The sequence below is a fragment of the Cupriavidus sp. 01L45 genome (genome assembly GCF_056399885.1).
Genome location: NZ_JBFTSG010000002.1, coordinates 139013 through 156701, shown reverse-complemented (window position 1 = coordinate 156701; position 17689 = coordinate 139013). Strand labels below are relative to the sequence as shown.

Sequence of the window (17689 nt, the reverse complement as noted above, 5' to 3'; positions counted from 1 at the left end):
TCTACCAGGTAGCGCCGGGATGCTGGCGTGCCAGGGACTGCATTTCGGCAAGCAGGAAGCCCATGTGTTCCGAATGTTCGCCGTGCTTGCCGGTCGTAACGTGTTTCACCGGCGACGGCAGCTTGAGGGTGGCCTGGGCAATGGCCTGCTCAACGTCTGCCTGCCATGCAGGTTCGAGGCCAGCCACCAGGGGGCCGACGCCGGCCTCGGCCATCGCGATTTCCACCGCATCGGTTGCGAAGAACTCCCGCGTGTACGGCATCAGGTAGTCCAGCGCCGCCTGTGCGCGCCGGTGCGACTCCGCCGTGCCGTCGCCGAAGCGGATCAGCCACTCGCTGGCATGGCTGAGGTGGTAGCGCGTCTCCTTCAGCGATTTCGCGGCGATGGCCGCCAGTTGCTCGTCGTTGGACGATTGCAATGCCGTCCACAGATGGGCCATCAGCGCGGAGTAGAGGAAGTTGCGCACTATCGTGACGGCATAGTCGCGTTCGGTGCGAGCGGTGCCTGCGAACGGCCCGAAGTGCGGCAACTCCACCATCGTGTAGTTGGCGAACTCGCGCTCGGAGCGGAAGTAGGCGTAGCTGTCTTCGGTTTTCTTCGCGCCGCTCAGCGCTTCGTCGAGCGTAGCCGCGTGCGAGTACAGCAGCCGCGCCTGGCCGATCAGGTCGAGGCTGATATTCGCCAGCGCGATGTCCTCCTCGAGCGCCGGGCCATGGCTGCACCACTCGCTGTTGCGCTGGCCGAGGATCAGCGCGTTGTCGGCCAGGCGCAGCACGTACGACAAATGTTGGGGCGTGGTCATCATTGCGTCTCGTCTTACATGTGGTCGATTTCGGCAGGCAGCACGAAGAAGGTCGGATGGCGATAGATCTTGTCGCCGGCCGGCTCGAAGAAAGACTCCTTGTCGGCAGGATCGGATGCCGTGATTGCCGCCGACGGCACCACCCAGATGCTTACGCCTTCCTGCCGGCGCGTGTAGACGTCGCGCGCCATGCGCAGTGCGGCGCTCGCATCGGATGCGTGCAGGCTGCCGCAGTGCTTGTGGTCCAGGCCCTGCTTGCTGCGCACGAATACTTCCCAGATCGGCCATTCCTTGTTCATCTTCATCTCCTGTTCAAGCGGCTTGCTTGTGAGCCCGCACGGCCTGTTTTTCGGCATACGCCAGCGCGGCTTCGCGCACCCACGCGCCATCGTTGTGCGCCTTCACCCGGGTGGCGAGGCGCTCCTTGTTGCAAGGCCCGTCGCCGTTCACGACGCGCCAGAATTCTTCCCAGTCGATCGCGCCGTAGTCGTGCGCCTTGCGCTCTTCATTCCACTTCAGGTCCGGATCGGGCAGCGTCACGCCGAGGATGCGGGCTTGTTCGACGGTGGCATCGACGAACTTCTGGCGCAGGTCGTCGTTSGAGATCCGCTTGATGCCCCATTGGAACGACTGGCCGCTATGGATGGAATCCTTGTCGCTCGGGCCGAACATCATCAGCACCGGCCACCACCAGCGGTCCACCGCCTGCTGCACCATGTCCTTTTGCGCCTGGGTGCCCTTCATCATCGACAGCAGGGCGTCGAAGCCCTGGCGCTGGTGGAAGGACTCCTCCTTGCAGATGCGGATCATGGCGCGGGCATACGGGCCGTAGGTGCAACGGCACAGCGGGATCTGGTTCATGATCGCCGCGCCATCCACCAGCCAGCCGATCACGCCCACGTCCGCCCAGGTCGGCGTGGGGTAATTGAAGATGCTCGAGTACTTGGCTTTGCCGGCGTGCAGGGCATCGACCAATTGGTCGCGCGACACGCCCATCGTTTCGGCTGCGCTATACAGATACAGGCCATGCCCACCCTCGTCCTGCACCTTGGCGAGCAGGATCGCCTTGCGCTTCAGGCTCGGGGCCCGGCTGATCCAGTTGCCCTCGGGCTGCATGCCGATGATTTCCGAGTGCGCGTGCTGGGAAATCTGCCGGATCAGCGTCTTGCGATACGCATCGGGCATCCAGTCCTGCGCCTCGATCTTGCCGTCAGCCGCCATCAGGGCGTCGAAATGCGCTTGCTGCGGCGAGGTATCGGCCGGCGCCGTGCCGGGCTGTTGCGCGTTGCCCGGGAGATCGAGAGATTGGGTGTACATGGAGATTTCCTGTGAGGCGATGCCGCAGTATATTTATAAACCGACCGGTCGGTCGATGAATTGTTTGGATGAATTTAATCAAGTGATAGTTTTGAGGGGTGAGTGTGGAGGGTTAGCTACGCGGCGTTGCGCGGGTGTGCGTGAGGCTGCCTGCAGTGGGGTTGATCCGTCGTTGGCATTGCCGGATTTGACGGTTTTCGTTCGCTGGGGCTGGATCACCCGCTAGGAGCGGGGAAACGACCAGGGCGCATGTGGACCGGTCGGAGTTTGCCGAATGGTCATCGCAATTGGGCGGGCGCCCCCCGCGCCGCCGGGCGTGCGCAAGGCCAGCCGCTCGGCAAGCCGTAGTTGCCGGTCTAGCCAGGCCTGCGTGCGGCTGGCCTCCGGTGACGGGTCGTGTAGCCAGACGCCAAATGTGGAGAGAAAGATCCCGGTCAGCACGACCTCTTCCGCCTCCCGGCGCAAGCCGGCCGCCGGCAGGCAGGCGGCCTCCAGGATCCATTGCACGGTGCGGCTGATATGCAGCAGGCCTTGCGCCTGCAGATGCAAGTGCTCCGGCTGCAGCTTGTAGCGCAGCATCTCCGCGGTGAGCCGCCGATGCGGCGCCAGGGCCTCCAGCCAGGCGAGGATGGCTAGCGAGAGGCGCTCGCGCGTGGACAGGCCATGCCAGCCTTCGCGCTGGGTTGCGCAAACCAGCGCGAAGTCGGCCCGGCCGAACCAGGCCTCTGCCAGATCGTCCTTCTGCCGGTAGTGCCGGTAAATGTCGGCCAGACCGATCTCCATGGACGCGGCAATCTCATGGAGATGCAATGCATCCCATCCGCCGCGCTCGGCGAGTCTCAGCGCGACCTCCAGAATCCTGTCGGCCAGATCGGCGTGCTCCTTCATGGCTCGCACTTCCTTGAGAATCCGCAACTGCGCCACTTCCAAGGATAGCGAGCCGGCGCCGGAGTGGCCAAGCGCGCCGGGTCCGGCCCTGCCCGCCTCGACAAAGCTGGCAGGCGGTCTATCTTAAGGGTGTGTCACTCTGTGCCGCTATCCGAGCACCCTGTACGCCACATTTGCCGCATCCCCTCAGTAGCGGCGGGCGCGCCGCCGGCTTGGACGGAACGGCTGCCATGCGCATGGGACCAAATTCACCCTCCCGGGAAAGCTACGACAACGCGCTGCTCGACATTGTCCGGGAGATGTCGTCGGCAGTGCAGCAGCAGGGGACCGCCGAGATGCCGGTCTCGCTGGACAGCACGCTCGAAGGCGACTTGGGCTTCGATAGCCTGACGCGCGTCGAACTCCTCACTCGCGTCGAGCAGCGGTTTGGCGTCAGCCTGCCCGAGCAAGTCCTGGCCCAGGCCGACACGCCGCGCGCCCTGCTGCGCGCCTTGCTGGCCGCCAAGGATCTGCCGCCTGGCACGGGCGGAACGCTCCCGCGGCGTGCCCGCCCGTTCCCTGCGGCCCAGGCTCCGGAGAGTGCCGTCACCTTGACCGATGTGCTCGGCTGGCATCTGCGCCGCCATCCGGACCGAACTCATATCATCCTGCAGGACGGCAGCAGCGACGACATCCCGATCAGCTTTGCCCAACTGCACCAGCGCGCGACGGCCATGGCCACGGGGCTGGCCGAACGGGGTCTGCGTCCGGGCACGGCCGTGGCCATCATGCTGCCCACCAGCCCTGAGTACTTCTACAGTTTCTGCGCCGTGCTAATTGCCGGTGGCATCCCCGTTCCGCTCTATCCGCCGGCGCGGCTGGCGCAGATCGGCGATCATCTGCAGCGCCATGCCGGCATCCTGGCCAATGCCCAGGCACCCATCCTGGTCACGGTCGCGCAAGCCAAGCCGCTGGCCGCACTGCTCAAGGCCAGCACCGGTACGCTGCACGACGTGGTGACGCCGACGGAACTGGAGGCTTGCACGGGTGGCGGCGCGCCGGTGCACGCGATCGTGCGTGCGCACGATATCGCCCTGCTGCAGTACACCTCTGGCAGCACCGGCTCGCCCAAGGGCGTCGTCCTGACCCACGCCAACCTGCTGGCCAACCTGCGGGCGATGGGGCAGGCCCTGGGCGTTGGCTCCCAGGATGTCTTCGTCAGCTGGCTGCCGCTGTACCACGATATGGGGCTGATCGGGGCGTGGCTGGGTAGCCTCTACTACGCCTATCCCCTGGTCGTGATGTCGCCGCTGGCCTTCCTTGCGCGGCCAGAGCGCTGGCTCTGGGCGATCCACAAGTATCGGGGCACGCTGTCGGGCGGCCCCAACTTTGCCTACGAACTCTGTCTGCGCAAGCTGGCCGATGCGGCGCTGGCCGGACTTGACCTGGGTAGTTGGCGCTTCGCCTTCAATGGTGCCGAGCCAGTAAGCGTGCAGACCATGCGCGCCTTTGCGCAGCGCTTTGTACGCTACGGCCTGCGCCCGGAGGCCATTTCCCCCGTGTATGGGCTGGCCGAGGCGTCGCTGGGCCTCAGCTTTCCTCCGCTGGACCGCGGCCTGCTGGTCGATCGCATCGGCCGGACCGAATTCATGCGCGCCGCCAGGGCAGCCGCCGCGGCGGAGCAGGATAGCGATGTGCTGGAGTTCCCCGCCTGCGGCCGGCCGCTCCCGGGCCATGAAGTGCGCATCGTCGATGCCAGCGGGCACGAGTTGGCCGAGCGCCACGAGGGGCTGCTGCAGTTCCGCGGCCCGTCGGCTACCAGCGGGTATTTCCGCAATCCGGAGCAGACGCGCCTGCTCTTTGATCACGACTGGGTGAACACCGGGGATTACGCCTATGTCGCCGGCAATGATGTCTTCATCACCGGCCGCGCCAAGGAGATGATCGTGCGCGGCGGCCGCAATATCTACCCGTACGAGCTCGAGCAGGCGATCGGCGCCATCGCGGGCATGCGCAAGGGCTGTGTTGCCGTTTTCGGTTGCCCGGACCCCAGCAGCGGCACGGAACGCATCGTGGTGATGGCCGAAACCGCCGTGAAGGATCTACATGCGCGCCGGATGCTGCACCGGCAGGTGCTGAAGACGGCCATCGACGTGCTGGGCCTGCCTCCCGACCACATTGCCCTGGTCTCGCCGCACAGCATCCTGAAGACCTCGAGTGGCAAGATCCGCCGCGCCGCCTGCCGGGAGCGCTTCGAGCAAGGCCGGCTCGGCCGGGGGCAGGGCGCTCCCTGGCTGCAGATCGCCCGCTTCGGATGGCAGGCGATGCTTCCCCAACTGCGGCGCATCCGGCAGACCGGCGCAGGCCTGGCCTATGCCTGCTACGCCTGGGCCTTGTTCGCCGCGCTGACCCCGGCGACCTGGCTGGCCTCGGTAGTACTGCATCGGCCGCAACTGGGCTGGGCCGTCAGCCACCGCGCCGCAAGGCTGCTGCTCAGGCTGAGCGCGATACCCTGGTTCGTGGACGAGGCCGAGCGCCTGCCGCGCGACCAGCCGTGCATCCTGGTATCGAACCACGCCAGCTACCTGGACGGTATCGTCCTGGTGGCGGCCCTGCCCAGGCCGATCTGCTTCGTGGCCAAGCGCGAGCTTCAATCCCAGCGCATACCCGGCGCCTACCTGGCCAGCATCGGCGCGGATTTCATCGACCGCCTTGATCCGCGGCGAGAGCACGAGGACGTGGAGCGGATCGTGGCGGCGGTGCGCGCCGGGCACTCTGTCCTGTTTTTTCCGGAGGGCACGTTTGGGCGCACGCCCGGCCTGCAAAGCTTCCGCACGGGCGCATTCCTGGCCGCCGCGCACGCCGGCGCGCCGGTGGTGCCGGTCGCCATCCGGGGTACGCGCTCCGTACTGCGGGACGGACAATGGCTGCCGCGGCGCGGACCGATCGGTGTGGTCATCGGCAGCCCGCTGTGGCCGGATGGCGACGACTGGCCCGCCGCCGTGCGCCTGCGCAATACCGCGCGCACAGAGATCCTGCACTATTGCGGCGAGCCGGATGGCTTGCGCGCGACACACCGGGGTTCCAGGCGGATATAGAACCATAGCCCATGCCCGGCGTCGCGCATCTTGCGCCAGGCCATGCTGCTGGCTCGCTCAAGGCTCGAGCGCGAACACCTTGGCTTGYCTGCGTTCAAACGAACCGAGCAGCGCGCTGGTGAAGTTCCACTCGGACGTGTCCGGCTCGCGCACGTGGGGCGAACGCGAAAACGCTGGTGTCAACGGTAAACCAGCACGGGGATCTTGCTGTGGGTCAGCACCTTCTGTGTTTCGCTGCCGAGCAGCACACCCTGCACGCCGCGCCTTCCATGAGACGCCATCACGATCAGGTCACAGCCCCTGTCTTCGGCAGTCTTGATGATGGCTTCGTACGGGTGATCGTCGACCAGAAAGGTCGTCGCACAAGTCACACCAGCCTCGGCTGCCTCCAGCGCGATCCTTTCCAGATACTTCTTTGCTGCTTCCCCAATCTCTTCCGCGAACAGCTCCCGGCTGTCCGTCAGCATTTCGGTGTGATAGGCGAACAGGTGGTACTTGGGCCCGACTCGCAGCGCAGTGATCCGCGCTTCCATTTCCTGCGCCAACAGGAGCGCATTGTGGAATGCCGCGTCGGACAGGGGGGAACCGTCAACCGCCAGCAGAAGGTGCGTAAACATACTGCTCTCCTTGTACCCCGCTTCGGGGCTCATGGAGCCGGTTGCGTTTTCGCGCCGGAAGGCGTGCGATGGCAAGGCGACAATCGAAAGCGCAAGGCCCCATTGGTTGCCTCCAGTCGCCCGCCTCCTGAAGTGAGTATAGGTGCCGAAGGCCGCACGTCAAACGACCCGAACACGCGCTTGCAGGACGCCTTGCTCTGCGCCACAGTTGTTCTATCGGATCAGGCTGGAGACGATGATGAGAAACCGGCTCGCCACAGAAACCTCGCCTTACCTCCGACAACACGCGGACAATCCAGTCGACTGGTATCCCTGGAGCGAAGCGGCCTTTTGCCGTGCGCGCGACGAAGACAAGCCGGTTCTGCTTTCCGTCGGCTACGCCGCGTGCCACTGGTGCCACGTCATGGCACACGAATCGTTCGAGAACTCCCGGATCGCCGGCCTGTTGAATGAACGTTTCATCAGCATCAAGGTAGATCGGCAGGAGCGTCCCGACATCGACGACGTTTACCAGAAAGTCCCCCTGATGATGGGGCAGGGCGGCGGCTGGCCGCTGACGGTGTTCCTGACCCCGCAAGGCGAACCGTTCTTCGGCGGCACCTACTTCCCGCCCGATGACCGCTACGGCCGGCCAGGGTTCGTGCGGCTGCTGCTGAGCCTGAGCGATGCCTGGACGCATCGCCGCGACGAACTGCACGACATGGTCAAGCAGTTTCAGTCGGAGTTCAGACGGCTCGACCAGGCGGACCTGCGCCGTGAAGCCGCTGAAGTCGAGGACCTGCCCGCAGAGACAGCTCGCGCCCTGGCACGAGGCACCGACCCGGTCCATGGTGGATTTGGCGGCGCCCCCAAGTTTCCCAACGCGAGCGGCTACGACCTCGTGCTGCGGATCTATCACCGTACCGGTGAACCCGCGCTGCTTGAAGCGCTGGAGCGCACGCTCGACAGCATGGCGGCGGGGGGCATCCATGACCAGCTCGGTGGCGGCTTTGCGCGCTACAGCGTCGACGAACGCTGGGGCGTGCCCCACTTCGAAAAGATGCTCTATGACAACGGCCAGCTCGTCGCGCTCTACGCCAACGCCTATCGCCTGACTGGCAAGCCATCCTGGCGCCGTGTCTTTGAGAACACCATCGCGTACATTCTGCGCGACATGACGCATCCCGATGGCGGCTTTTACGCTGGCGAAGATGCCGATAGCGAAGGGGCGGAAGGCCGGTTTTATGTCTGGACGCCGGCCGAGGTGAAGGCGGTCCTGGGCGATTCCGAGGGCGCGCGGGCTTGCCTGGCCTACGGCGTGACCGATCGCGGGAACTTCGAACACGGTACATCGGTGCTCCACCGTGCTGCCGCGCTGGACGCATTGGACGAGGCGCGCCTCGAAGACTGGCGCGAGCGGCTCCTGGCGGCGCGTACCCAACGCGCGCGCCCTGGCCGTGACGACAACATTCTCACGGGCTGGAACGGCCTCATGATCCAGGGACTCTGTGCGGCTTACCAAGCGACGGGCGCCGTTGCGTACCTCGCTGCCGCGAGGCGTGCCGCCAGCGCTATCGAGGAAAAACTCACCATGCCGGACGGTGGCGTGTACCGGGCCTGGAAGGACGGGGTAGCCAAGGTGCCTGGGTTCCTCGAAGACTATGCCTTCCTGGCCAACGCGCTGATCGACCTCTACGAGTCCTGCTTCGACAAGCGATACCTGGATCGCGCGGTCGAACTCGTGGCGCTCATCCTCGACAAGTTCCGCGAGGACGGACTGTTTTTCACGCCCCGCGATGGCGAGCCATTGGTGCATAGGCCCCGGGCGCCGCACGACAGCGCCTGGCCGTCAGGCATATCAACCAGCGTGTTCGCCTTCCTGCGCCTGCATGCGCTCACCGGCCTCGATTTCTATCGTGACATCGCCGAGCAAGAATTCGACAGATACCGGGCCGCCGCCGCCGCGGCCCCGGCCGGCTTCCCACACCTGCTGGCCGCCCGGGATTTCGCGCAGCGCGGCCCGTTCGAGATCATTTTTGCTGGCGACAAGGCGGCGRCAGCGGCTCTCGTGGAAAGCGTTCACCGCGCGTACCTGCCGGCACGCGTCCTGGCATTTGCCGAAGACGTCCCGAACGGCCGGGGGCGGCACCCCGTCAAGGGCCGGCCGGCAGCCTACGTATGCCGGCATCGCACCTGTGCAACGCCGGTTACGAGTGGCAAGGCGCTGCTTGAACGCTGCGCGGAAGGCGCAGACGCGAAGCACCCCGTGCGTGCGCAAGCAGGGAGGCCATTGTGAAACCAGCGACGCTCCTGCTGCACATGTTGATTCCGGCAATCGCGCTGGCGGTGGCGTCCGCCGGCGTCCGCGCCGCCGATGATTTTGCGTCGCTCCGGACTCTGATGGTCAAGGAAATCGCAGCGCTATCGGTTCATACCGGCGCCGAAACGGGCAGGCATGCCTTTGATGCGCGCGTCATGGCGGCCATGGAGAAGGTGCCCCGCCACCAGTTTGTTCCACCGGAGCAGGAGGGCAACGCATATGAGAACCGCCCGCTGCCCATCGGCTACGGCCAGACCATCTCGCAGCCTTACATCGTTGCCCTGATGACCGACCTGATGAGGGTCAAGCCCACCGACGTCGTGCTGGAAATCGGCACCGGCTCCGGCTACCAGGCGGCGATCCTCGCAGAGCTGGCGCGAGCGGTCTATACGATCGAAATCATCGAGCCGCTGGGGGCACAGGCGCAGGAACGCTTGAAACGCCTCGCATACACGCAAGTGAAGACCAAGGTGGGCGACGGCTACTACGGCTGGGAGGACAACGCACTCTATGACGCCATCATCGTCACCGCAGCTGCAAGTCATGTTCCGCCCCCGCTCATCCGGCAACTGAAACCCGGCGGCAGGATGGTGGTCCCGGTGGGCGCCCAGTTCCTGACCCAGTACTTGCTGCTGATCGAGAAAGCGGGGGACGGCACGATTTCCACCAAACAGATCTTGCCTGTCAGGTTCGTGCCGTTGGTCGGTGGGCGCTGATGTCGTCACGCCATCATGCTCTCCCCGCCGCTCTTCGCCCTTTCCCTGCTTTCCGCATCCGCGCTTGGCTACGAAATCCTGCTGATGCGCCTGCTCTCCATCATCCAATGGCACCACTTCGCCTACATGATGATCAGTGTCGCCCTGCTGGGCTACGGCGCGGCCGGTGCGATCGTGGCCCTGATGCAGCGCACGATCACGCCGAGGTTTGCAGCGGTGTTCGTGACCGGCGCACTGTTGTTCGGCGTTTCTGCGATCGCTTGTTTCGCGCTCGCCCAGCGCGTCGCATTCAATCCTCTGGAGATCTTGTGGGAACCGCGGCAGGCGCTGCGTTTGCTGTTGATCTATCTGCTCCTGTTCGTTCCCTTTTTCTGCGCTGCGACGTGTGTCTGTCTCACCTTCACGCGGTTCCATCATCAGGTCCACCGCATCTACAGCTTTGACATTCTGGGAGCCGGGATAGGCTGCATTGCCATCATCGTTGCCCTATTTGGCTTGACGCCTGTGAATGCGCTCCGCCTTGTGGGCAGCGCGGGTCTGGCGGCGGCCGCGCTGGCAAGCATCGAGTGCCATTGGCATCGGCGCTGGTTGCCGGTACTGCTTGTGGCCGCAGCGGTCATTGTGCCGGCTAGCCTGCCAGGCGACTGGATCGCACTGCGGCCCTCCGACTACAAGGAATTGAGTCAGACCCTGCGCATCAAGGGCGCACGGGTGGCCGCCGAAAGCTCAAGCCCATTGGGTCTCATCACGGTGGTGGAAAACGCTTCGATCCCTTTCCGGCATGCACCCGGGCTGAGCCTCAACGCGGCCCTGGAACCGCCGCCACAGCTGGGCGTGTTTACGGATGGTGACGGGCTCTCCGCGCTCAATCGCTATGACGGGCGGCGAAAGCCACTTGGCTATCTGGACTACCTCACCTCCGCGCTTCCCTATCACCTGCTGGAGCGCCCCCGGGTCCTGATACTTGGAAGCGGCGCCGGGGCCGATGTGTTGCAGGCGATTTACCACCAGGCGGGCGCCATCGACGCGGTAGAGTTGAATCCGCAGGTGATCGACTTGGTGCAGGACCGCTTTGCCGGCTTCTCCGGCAAGCCCTACAGCGCGCCCAACGTCCGTGTCTTCGTGGGCGAAGCGCGCGGCTTCATGGCTGGTCGCGGCGAACACTACGACCTTATCCAGGTCGCGCTGCTGGATTCGTTTGGCGCCTCGTCGGCCGGCCTCTACGCGCTTTCCGAGAGCTATCTGTACACGGTGGAAGCGTTCCAGGACTACCTCCGCCATCTCAATCCCGGTGGCCTGCTGGCAATCACGCGCTGGGTCACGCTACCGCCGCGCGATATCCCCAAATTATTCGGCACCGCGCTGATCGCGATGGAACGCAACGGCGTGTCGCAGCCGTCGCGCCGGCTCGCGCTGATTCGTGGCTGGAAGACGGCAACGCTGGTGGTCAAGAACGGGGACATCAGCGGTGCGGAAATCGCCGCCTTGCACGAATTCTGCCGTGCCCGTTCGTTCGACGTCGACTACTACTCCGGCATGGCGGCCGCGGAGGCAAACCAGTACAACCTGCTCGAGGAACCGTATTTCTTCGACGCGGCGCAAGCCTTGCAGGGCACCGATCGCGACGGATTCTGGGCGCGCTACAAGTTCGATGTCCGGCCCGCCACCGACGATAAGCCGTACTTCTTCCACTTCTTCAAATGGCGCTCGCTACCCGAACTCCTCGCCCTGAAGGCGCAAGGAAGCCTGCCATTGCTGGAGTGGGGCTATCCCGTGCTGGTCGCGACGCTGCTTCAGGCCGTACTCGCAACCCTGGTATTGATCGTCCTTCCGCTCTGGGTGATAAGACGCCGTCCCGGGCTGGTTCATGAGCCGTCGCCGCCGGCGACATCCCTTGCCGGCGATGGCACAGAAGCAAAGGGCCTGTCGGGCCGGCGCGTCGTGCTCTACTTCCTGGCGGTCGGCGCCGCCTTCATGTTCGTCGAGATCGCGTTTATTCAGAAGTTCATCCTGTTTTTGAGTCACCCGCTCTATACGGTGGCGGTGGTGTTATGCGCCTTCCTGTCGTTTGCCGGACTGGGAAGCCGATACTCACAGCGCCTGCAAGCGGGTGGCCCGCCTTCACGCGGCCCCACGCCGGATCCGGGCCGGAGGACGGGGCGGTGGTACCCGCTCGGGTGGGTCGTTTGCGCGATCTGTCTTATCTCGCTGCTCTACCTGGCGATCCTGCCAACCTTGTTTCGGCTGCTGATTTCCCTCCCGGACCCGGCCAGGATCGCCATCTCCGCATTGCTGGTCGCGCCGCTCGCGTTCGCGATGGGAATGCCGTTTCCGCTGGGACTCGGGCGCGTTGCCTCCCGCGTTGAACCGCTCGTGCCATGGGCCTGGGGCATCAACGCCTGTGCTTCGGTGGTGGCTGCAGTCCTGGCCACGCTGTTAGCAATCCATCTTGGCTTTACCGCGGTGGTGCTGATAGCGCTTTTGCTGTATCTCGCGGCGGCATTCATTTGTCCATAAACCTCGGGCGTCACACGAGAGACTGATGCACGCTCACGCCGATCCTGCTCGTGGGACTGTTCGGCGCCCGCTCTTCCATGGTGATGCGTGCTGACGCCTGCCGTCTGGCGCTTCATGCCGACATGGGACATTTCGGCAGTGGTCCGATCTGGCTGGCATTTTCAACATGCCGCCGAATCGCGTGTTTCGAGCGCCCAAAAGCAAAACCCCTCCCGATCTTGCGATCGGGAGGGGTTTTTGTTGTGGCCCGTTGCCAGGCGCCAACGAATATGGTGGCGAATCAGGGATTCGAACCCCGGACCTGCGGATTATGATTCCGTCGCTCTAACCGACTGAGCTAATTCGCCAAAGATTTTGCGTGTTTCTGTAGGGAACCAAGACCCGTTGCTGCCTTGCCCCCCTGAGCGGCGAATGTTGCCGAAGACGGAAGCTTTTGTCAACAAGCCACGTCATGTCTAAAGACGCTCGACAAGAAGTCTACGCCCCGGAGGGGACGCGCATCGGTGCGATTCGAGAGACGTTTCCACACGGCCTCGACCCTGAGCGGGCTTTGAGCTTTCTCGAAAGCGGACACTAAAGGCGAGTGCTTCCCGATGGCGGCCTTCACCGCCTTCTTGACCCTTAGCCCTAACTGGCTGTAGCCGCCACATTTGCCCGCGCCGAGTGCAATTTTTTGTAGCTGTCAATCAAGCGGTGGTGCCTGTCGAGCCCCTCCAATTTCATGCTGGTTGGCGTCAAACCAAAGAAACGCACGCTGCCGTCCACTGAACCCAGCACTGCGTCCATCCGCGCATTGCCATACATCCGACGGAAGTTGACCGCGTAGTCGTCCAGGTTCAGGTCGTCATCCAACAGCACCTCCAGCACCACATTCAATGCCTGGTAAAACAGTCCGCGCTCRACCGTGTTGTCGTTGTACTGCAAGAAGGCGCCCACCAGCTCGTGCGCCGCTTCAAATTGCTGCAAGGCGAGATGAATGAGCAGCTTCAACTCCAAAACTGTCAGCTGCCCCCAATCCGTATTCTCGTCAAATTCGATGCCGATCAGCGTGGCGATGTCGGCGTATTCATCGAGCTCACTGTTATCCAGACGCTCAAGCAGGGCCTCCAGGCTTGCGTCGTCCAGGCAATGCAAGTTCAAGATATCTGCGCGGAACGACAGTGCCTTGTTGGTGTTATCCCAGATCAAATCTTCTACAGGATAGACTTCCGAATAGCCCGGAACCAAAATCCGGCAAGCTACGGCGCCTAGCTGGTCATACACCGCCATGTACACCTCTTTGCCCATGTCCTCAAGAATGCCGAGCAAGGTTGCTGCTTCCTCGGCATTGGAGTTCTCGCCCTGGGCAGAAAAATCCCACTCGACAAAATCGAAATTCGCCTTGGCGCTGAAAAAGCGCCACGACACCACGCCGCTGGAATCAATGAAGTGCTCAACAAAATTGTTCGGCTCAGTCACGGCGTTACTGACAAAGGTGGGCTGTGGCAAATCGTTCAGGCCTTCAAAACTGCGACCCTGTAGCAATTCTGTCAGACTCCGTTCCAGCGCCACCTCGAGGCTTGGGTGCGCGCCGAATGAAGCAAAGACACCGCCGGTTCGTGGGTTCATCAAGGTGACGCACATCACCGGATAAATTCCACCCAACGAAGCATCCTTCACCAATATCGGAAAACCTTGCTCTTCTAGCCCCTGAATGCCAGCCAGAATGCCTGGGTATTTCGCCAGCACTTCATGGGGCACATCAGGCAATGCCATTTCGCCCTCCAGAATTTCGCGCTTTACCGCCCGTTCGAAAATCTCGGACAAGCATTGCACTTGGGCTTCGGCCAGTGTATTACCGGCACTCATGCCATTGCTGGCGTAGAGGTTTTCGACCAGGTTGGAGGGAAAATACACCACTTCGCCGTCCGACTGCCGTACAAACGGCAGCGAACAAATACCGCGCTGCACATTTCCCGAGTTGGTTTCATACAGGTGCGAGCCACGTAACTCGCCATCGGGATTGTAAATGGGCAGGCAGTATTCATCGAGAATTTCAGCCGGTAGCGCATCTTTGCGTCCAGGCTTGAACCAGCGCTCGTTCGGATAATGTAAGAACGCCCCATTGGCGAGGTCTTCGCCCCAAAACGTACCGGCATAAAAATGGTTGCAATTCAGACGTTCGATAAACTCTCCCAACGCCGACGCCAACGCGCTTTCCTTGGTCGCACCCTTGCCATTGGTAAAACACATTGACGAGTGTGCATCACGGATATGCAGCGACCAGACATTGGGAACGATATTACGCCATGAAGCGATTTCAATCTTCATCCCCAAGTCCGCCAAAATGCCCGACATATTGGCGATGGTTTGCTCCAATGGCAGATCCTTGCCCGCAATATAGGTGCTGGCTCCAGACGCCGGCTTCAGCGCCAGCAACGACTGAGCATCGGCATCCAAGTTCTCTACCTCTTCGATCACAAACTCGGGTCCGGCTTGCACCACTTTTTTTACCGTACAGCGATCGATGGAGCGCAAAATACCCTGGCGGTCTTTGGCGGAAATATCCGCCGGCAACTCAACTTGAATCTTGAAAATCTGCTGATATCGGTTTTCCGGATCAACAATATTATTCTGCGACAGGCGGATGTTATCGGTCGGAATGTCGCGAGTTACGCAGTACAACTTAACAAAATAAGCCGCACACAATGCCGACGAGGCCAGAAAATAATCGAACGGACCCGGCGCGGAGCCATCGCCTTTATAGCGGACAGGCTGGTCGGCTATCACCGTGAAGTCATCGAACTTGGCTTCAAGACGTAGCTTATCGAGAAAGTTGACCTTAATTTCCATGGGGGTAATTCCAAAATGGTGCTCAAAATGATGCGACCGCTATTATCCGACGCCGCGCTGGTGCATTGTAATATATCGATGCTTTCTACAAGCGCCGTCGCATACGGATAATTTGACAGGCGAACGCAATTTGCGCAGGACGTGGCTGGAACGTCACGCCATGGCGATATTCTGGGCAGCGCCAGGGGGGGCGGCACAGGCTGCGTAGCGTGCTGCCCACTTGGAGGTGCCTTATTAGTCGTTGGGACGGAATGTGATGATGAGGCTAACCGGCCCTTTGCCGTTCTCATCGCGCGGGAACGGGTCGGAACTCTCCAACACGCGCAGCGCGGCGTTGTCTCAGCACGAGCCGGCTGCATCCGCGCCACCTGCCAGCGCCTCCTGGCGGGCGATTTCGGAACGACGTTGTGCACTGGTGGCCGCATTGCCCACGTCGCCACCGATCAGACTGCAGACAGCCTTGAGCCTATTCGCGCCATGCGTTCCAAGTATCGTCGGGCTCGCCATGCGTTGGCGTTAGTCGCCGGCAGCTGGCGCGCCGGTCCGCACGATTGCTGAAGTCCTTGGCGAACGTCCGCGCTTCGCCTCCCATGCAACGCCCGCCGCCCGCCAGCGGTAAATCTCAGGCGAAGACCTTCTGCTCTGCGGCAGCCTGCTCGCGCATGCGACGCGCTTCGTCGCGCAGAAACTGCTGGTAATCGTCCAGATCGCCGTCGAAGGGCTCGACGCCGCCCTTGGTGACCAGCCAGAACTCGTCGCATACGGCGCGCAGCAGGGCCCGGTCGTGACTGACCAGCATCACCGTGCCTTCGAATTCGTTGAGCGCCATGGCTAGCGCTTCGCGTGTGGCCAGGTCGAGGTGGTTGGTAGGCTCGTCGAGCAGCAGCAGGTTGGGACGCTGCCACACGATCATGCACAACACGAGCCGCGCCTTTTCGCCGCCGCTCATCGTGCCAACCGCCTGATGGACCATGTCGCCGCTGAAGCTGAATGTGCCGAGGAAGGTGCGAAGCGATTGTTCGGTGCCACTCTGGCCAGGGGCGCGCATGTGCGCCGGCGTCTCTTTGGCAAGGCGGATCATGTGTTCCAGCGGCGTGTCGAGCGGGCGCAGCACGTCGAGTTCCTGCTGTGCGAAGTAGCCGATGTTCAGGCCTTTGCCTTCGCTGATTTCACCGGCAATCGGCGCCAGCGCGTGCGCCACCGTCTTCACCAGCGTGGACTTGCCTTGGCCGTTGGCACCGAGAATGCCGATGCGCTGCCCTGCCAGCACGGAACGGTTGATGCCCCGCACGATGACCGTGGGCGGCGTGCCCGGCAGTGCGCCGGCCGGCGCGGGGTAGCCGAAGCTCGCGTCCAGCATCGACAACAGCGGGTTCGGGACGTTGAGGGGCTCCTTGAACTCGAAGTTGAACTCCGCATCGGCAAGCACCGGTGCGATCTTCTCCATGCGTTCGAGCGCCTTGACCCGGCTCTGCGCCTGCTTCGCCTTCGAGGCCTTGGCCTTGAAACGGTCGATGAATTTCTGCAGGTGGGCGATCTTTTCCACCTGCTTGGCCATCGCGGCCTGCTGCAACACGAGCTGCTCAGCGCGCATGTCTTCGAACTTGCTGTAGTTGCCGCCATAACGCACGAGCTTGGCGTTGTCGACGTGCACCGTCACCTGCGTCACCGCGTCGAGGAATTCGCGGTCGTGGCTGATCATTACCAGGGTTCCTTGATAGCGCTTGAGCCAGGCTTCCAGCCAGACCAGCGCGTCGAGGTCGAGGTGATTGGTCGGCTCGTCGAGCAGCAGCAGGTCGGACGGGCACATGAGCGCGCGCGCCAGCTGCAGTCGCATGCGCCAGCCGCCGGAGAAACTGTTGACCGGCTGGCTAAGCTGCTCAGCACTGAAGCCAAGGCCGAGGATCAGCGCTTGGGCACGTGCGGGGGCATCGTGTGCACCGGCGTCGTGCAGGGCCATGTAGGCGTGCGCCATGCGCATGCCGTCGTCGCTGGCCTCGGCGGCGGCTACTTCGGCCTGCGCGGCCAGCAGCCCGGTGTCACCCTCGACTACGAAGTCGGTCGCGCTCTGCTCGGTCTCCGGCATCTCCTGCGCGACCTGGCCCATCTTCCATGCGGCGGGAATCGAGAACTCGCCGCTGTCTTCGTGCAGCGTGCCGTTGAGAAGGCCGAAGAAGGATGACTTGCCGGCGCCATTGCGGCCGACAAGACCAATCTTTTCTCCGGGGGTGAAAGTGACGGACGCGCGGTCGAGTACGACATTGACGCCGCGGCGCAGCGTGACATTACGGACGGAAATCATAAGGAGCCACTTCGGAGAGGATCAGCATGATAGCCGACCGGACGCGCAGGGCTGTCTCTTTTCTGAGCCGCTTGCGCTTTGCGGCGCCCACCGGCMACAAAGCAAGGCAGGCCCTGGCGCACCGGGCGTACCGGCTGCGGGGCCGGCGAACATAGCGGTGAATGACGGCTCTTGGACTGAGGATTCAACCGGTCGATGCAACGGATTGATGGAATCGTTCAGCCGGTGTATCGAAGTTCAGAGTCTTCCGTGGACGTTCATTGAGTCGCATCGAGCCAAACGGCGGCTCATCGGCTACAAATTAAGCCGCATTTGCGCGTCC

General features: G+C 63.1%; 11 protein-coding genes and 1 tRNA gene. 4 read left to right on the top strand and 8 right to left on the bottom strand.

The window, feature by feature from the left end; translation table 11 throughout:
• Position 1: 1 nt before the first annotated feature.
• From paaC to AC1DT6_RS02245, 4 genes are all read right to left on the bottom strand, one after another.
• A complete protein-coding gene (paaC, locus tag AC1DT6_RS02260; protein ID WP_441629264.1) occupies positions 2 to 805 on the bottom strand; it encodes a 1,2-phenylacetyl-CoA epoxidase subunit PaaC in 804 nt (267 codons plus the stop codon).
• Positions 806 to 816: 11 nt separating this feature from the next.
• On the bottom strand, positions 817 to 1101 hold the full coding sequence (gene paaB, locus AC1DT6_RS02255) for a 1,2-phenylacetyl-CoA epoxidase subunit PaaB (RefSeq protein WP_035869507.1): 285 nt from the start codon (positions 1099 to 1101) through the stop codon (positions 817 to 819).
• A gap of 13 nt (positions 1102 to 1114) precedes the next feature.
• Positions 1115 to 2119, bottom strand: a complete 1005-nt coding sequence (gene paaA, locus AC1DT6_RS02250) for a 1,2-phenylacetyl-CoA epoxidase subunit PaaA (RefSeq protein WP_477103305.1) — start codon at positions 2117 to 2119, stop codon at positions 1115 to 1117.
• Between the two features lie 222 nt (positions 2120 to 2341).
• Positions 2342 to 3043, bottom strand: coding sequence for a TetR family transcriptional regulator (locus tag AC1DT6_RS02245; protein ID WP_477114431.1), 702 nt, complete (start codon positions 3041 to 3043; stop codon positions 2342 to 2344).
• 194 nt (positions 3044 to 3237) lie between these two features.
• Between AC1DT6_RS02245 and AC1DT6_RS02240 the strand changes: the two genes are divergently transcribed.
• Complete coding sequence (locus AC1DT6_RS02240; RefSeq protein WP_441629268.1) at positions 3238 to 6084, top strand: AMP-binding protein; 2847 nt, start codon at positions 3238 to 3240, stop codon at positions 6082 to 6084.
• A gap of 179 nt (positions 6085 to 6263) precedes the next feature.
• Here AC1DT6_RS02240 and AC1DT6_RS02235 read toward each other — a convergent pair whose 3' ends face one another.
• The gene (locus AC1DT6_RS02235; protein ID WP_441629272.1) at positions 6264 to 6701 is read right to left on the bottom strand and encodes a universal stress protein; all 438 of its coding nucleotides are present in this window, start codon (positions 6699 to 6701) and stop codon (positions 6264 to 6266) included.
• Between the two features lie 238 nt (positions 6702 to 6939).
• Here AC1DT6_RS02235 and AC1DT6_RS02230 point away from each other — a divergent pair, with 238 nt between their 5' ends.
• Genes AC1DT6_RS02230 through AC1DT6_RS02220 form a run of 3 tightly spaced genes read left to right on the top strand, consistent with a single transcriptional unit; the run spans position 6940 to position 12233 of the window.
• Entirely contained in the window at positions 6940 to 8976 is a 2037-nt protein-coding gene (locus tag AC1DT6_RS02230) for a thioredoxin domain-containing protein (RefSeq protein WP_477114430.1), read from the top strand.
• Positions 8977 to 8999: 23 nt separating this feature from the next.
• Complete coding sequence (locus AC1DT6_RS02225; protein WP_441629328.1) at positions 9000 to 9716, top strand: protein-L-isoaspartate(D-aspartate) O-methyltransferase; 717 nt, start codon at positions 9000 to 9002, stop codon at positions 9714 to 9716.
• A 15-nt stretch (positions 9717 to 9731) separates the two neighbouring features.
• Positions 9732 to 12233, top strand: coding sequence for a spermidine synthase (locus tag AC1DT6_RS02220; RefSeq protein WP_441629274.1), 2502 nt, complete (start codon positions 9732 to 9734; stop codon positions 12231 to 12233).
• 270 nt (positions 12234 to 12503) lie between these two features.
• Here AC1DT6_RS02220 and AC1DT6_RS02215 read toward each other — a convergent pair.
• The 3 genes from AC1DT6_RS02215 to AC1DT6_RS02205 all read right to left on the bottom strand — a co-directional run bounded on the left by AC1DT6_RS02215 (position 12504) and on the right by AC1DT6_RS02205 (position 17367).
• A tRNA-Met gene (locus AC1DT6_RS02215) sits at positions 12504 to 12580 on the bottom strand.
• Between the two features lie 280 nt (positions 12581 to 12860).
• Entirely contained in the window at positions 12861 to 15065 is a 2205-nt protein-coding gene (locus AC1DT6_RS02210; RefSeq protein ID WP_477103307.1) for an OsmC domain/YcaO domain-containing protein, read from the bottom strand.
• Positions 15066 to 15687: 622 nt separating this feature from the next.
• Positions 15688 to 17367, bottom strand: coding sequence for an ABC-F family ATP-binding cassette domain-containing protein (locus AC1DT6_RS02205; protein WP_441629278.1), 1680 nt, complete (start codon positions 17365 to 17367; stop codon positions 15688 to 15690).
• Positions 17368 to 17689 lie beyond the last annotated feature (322 nt).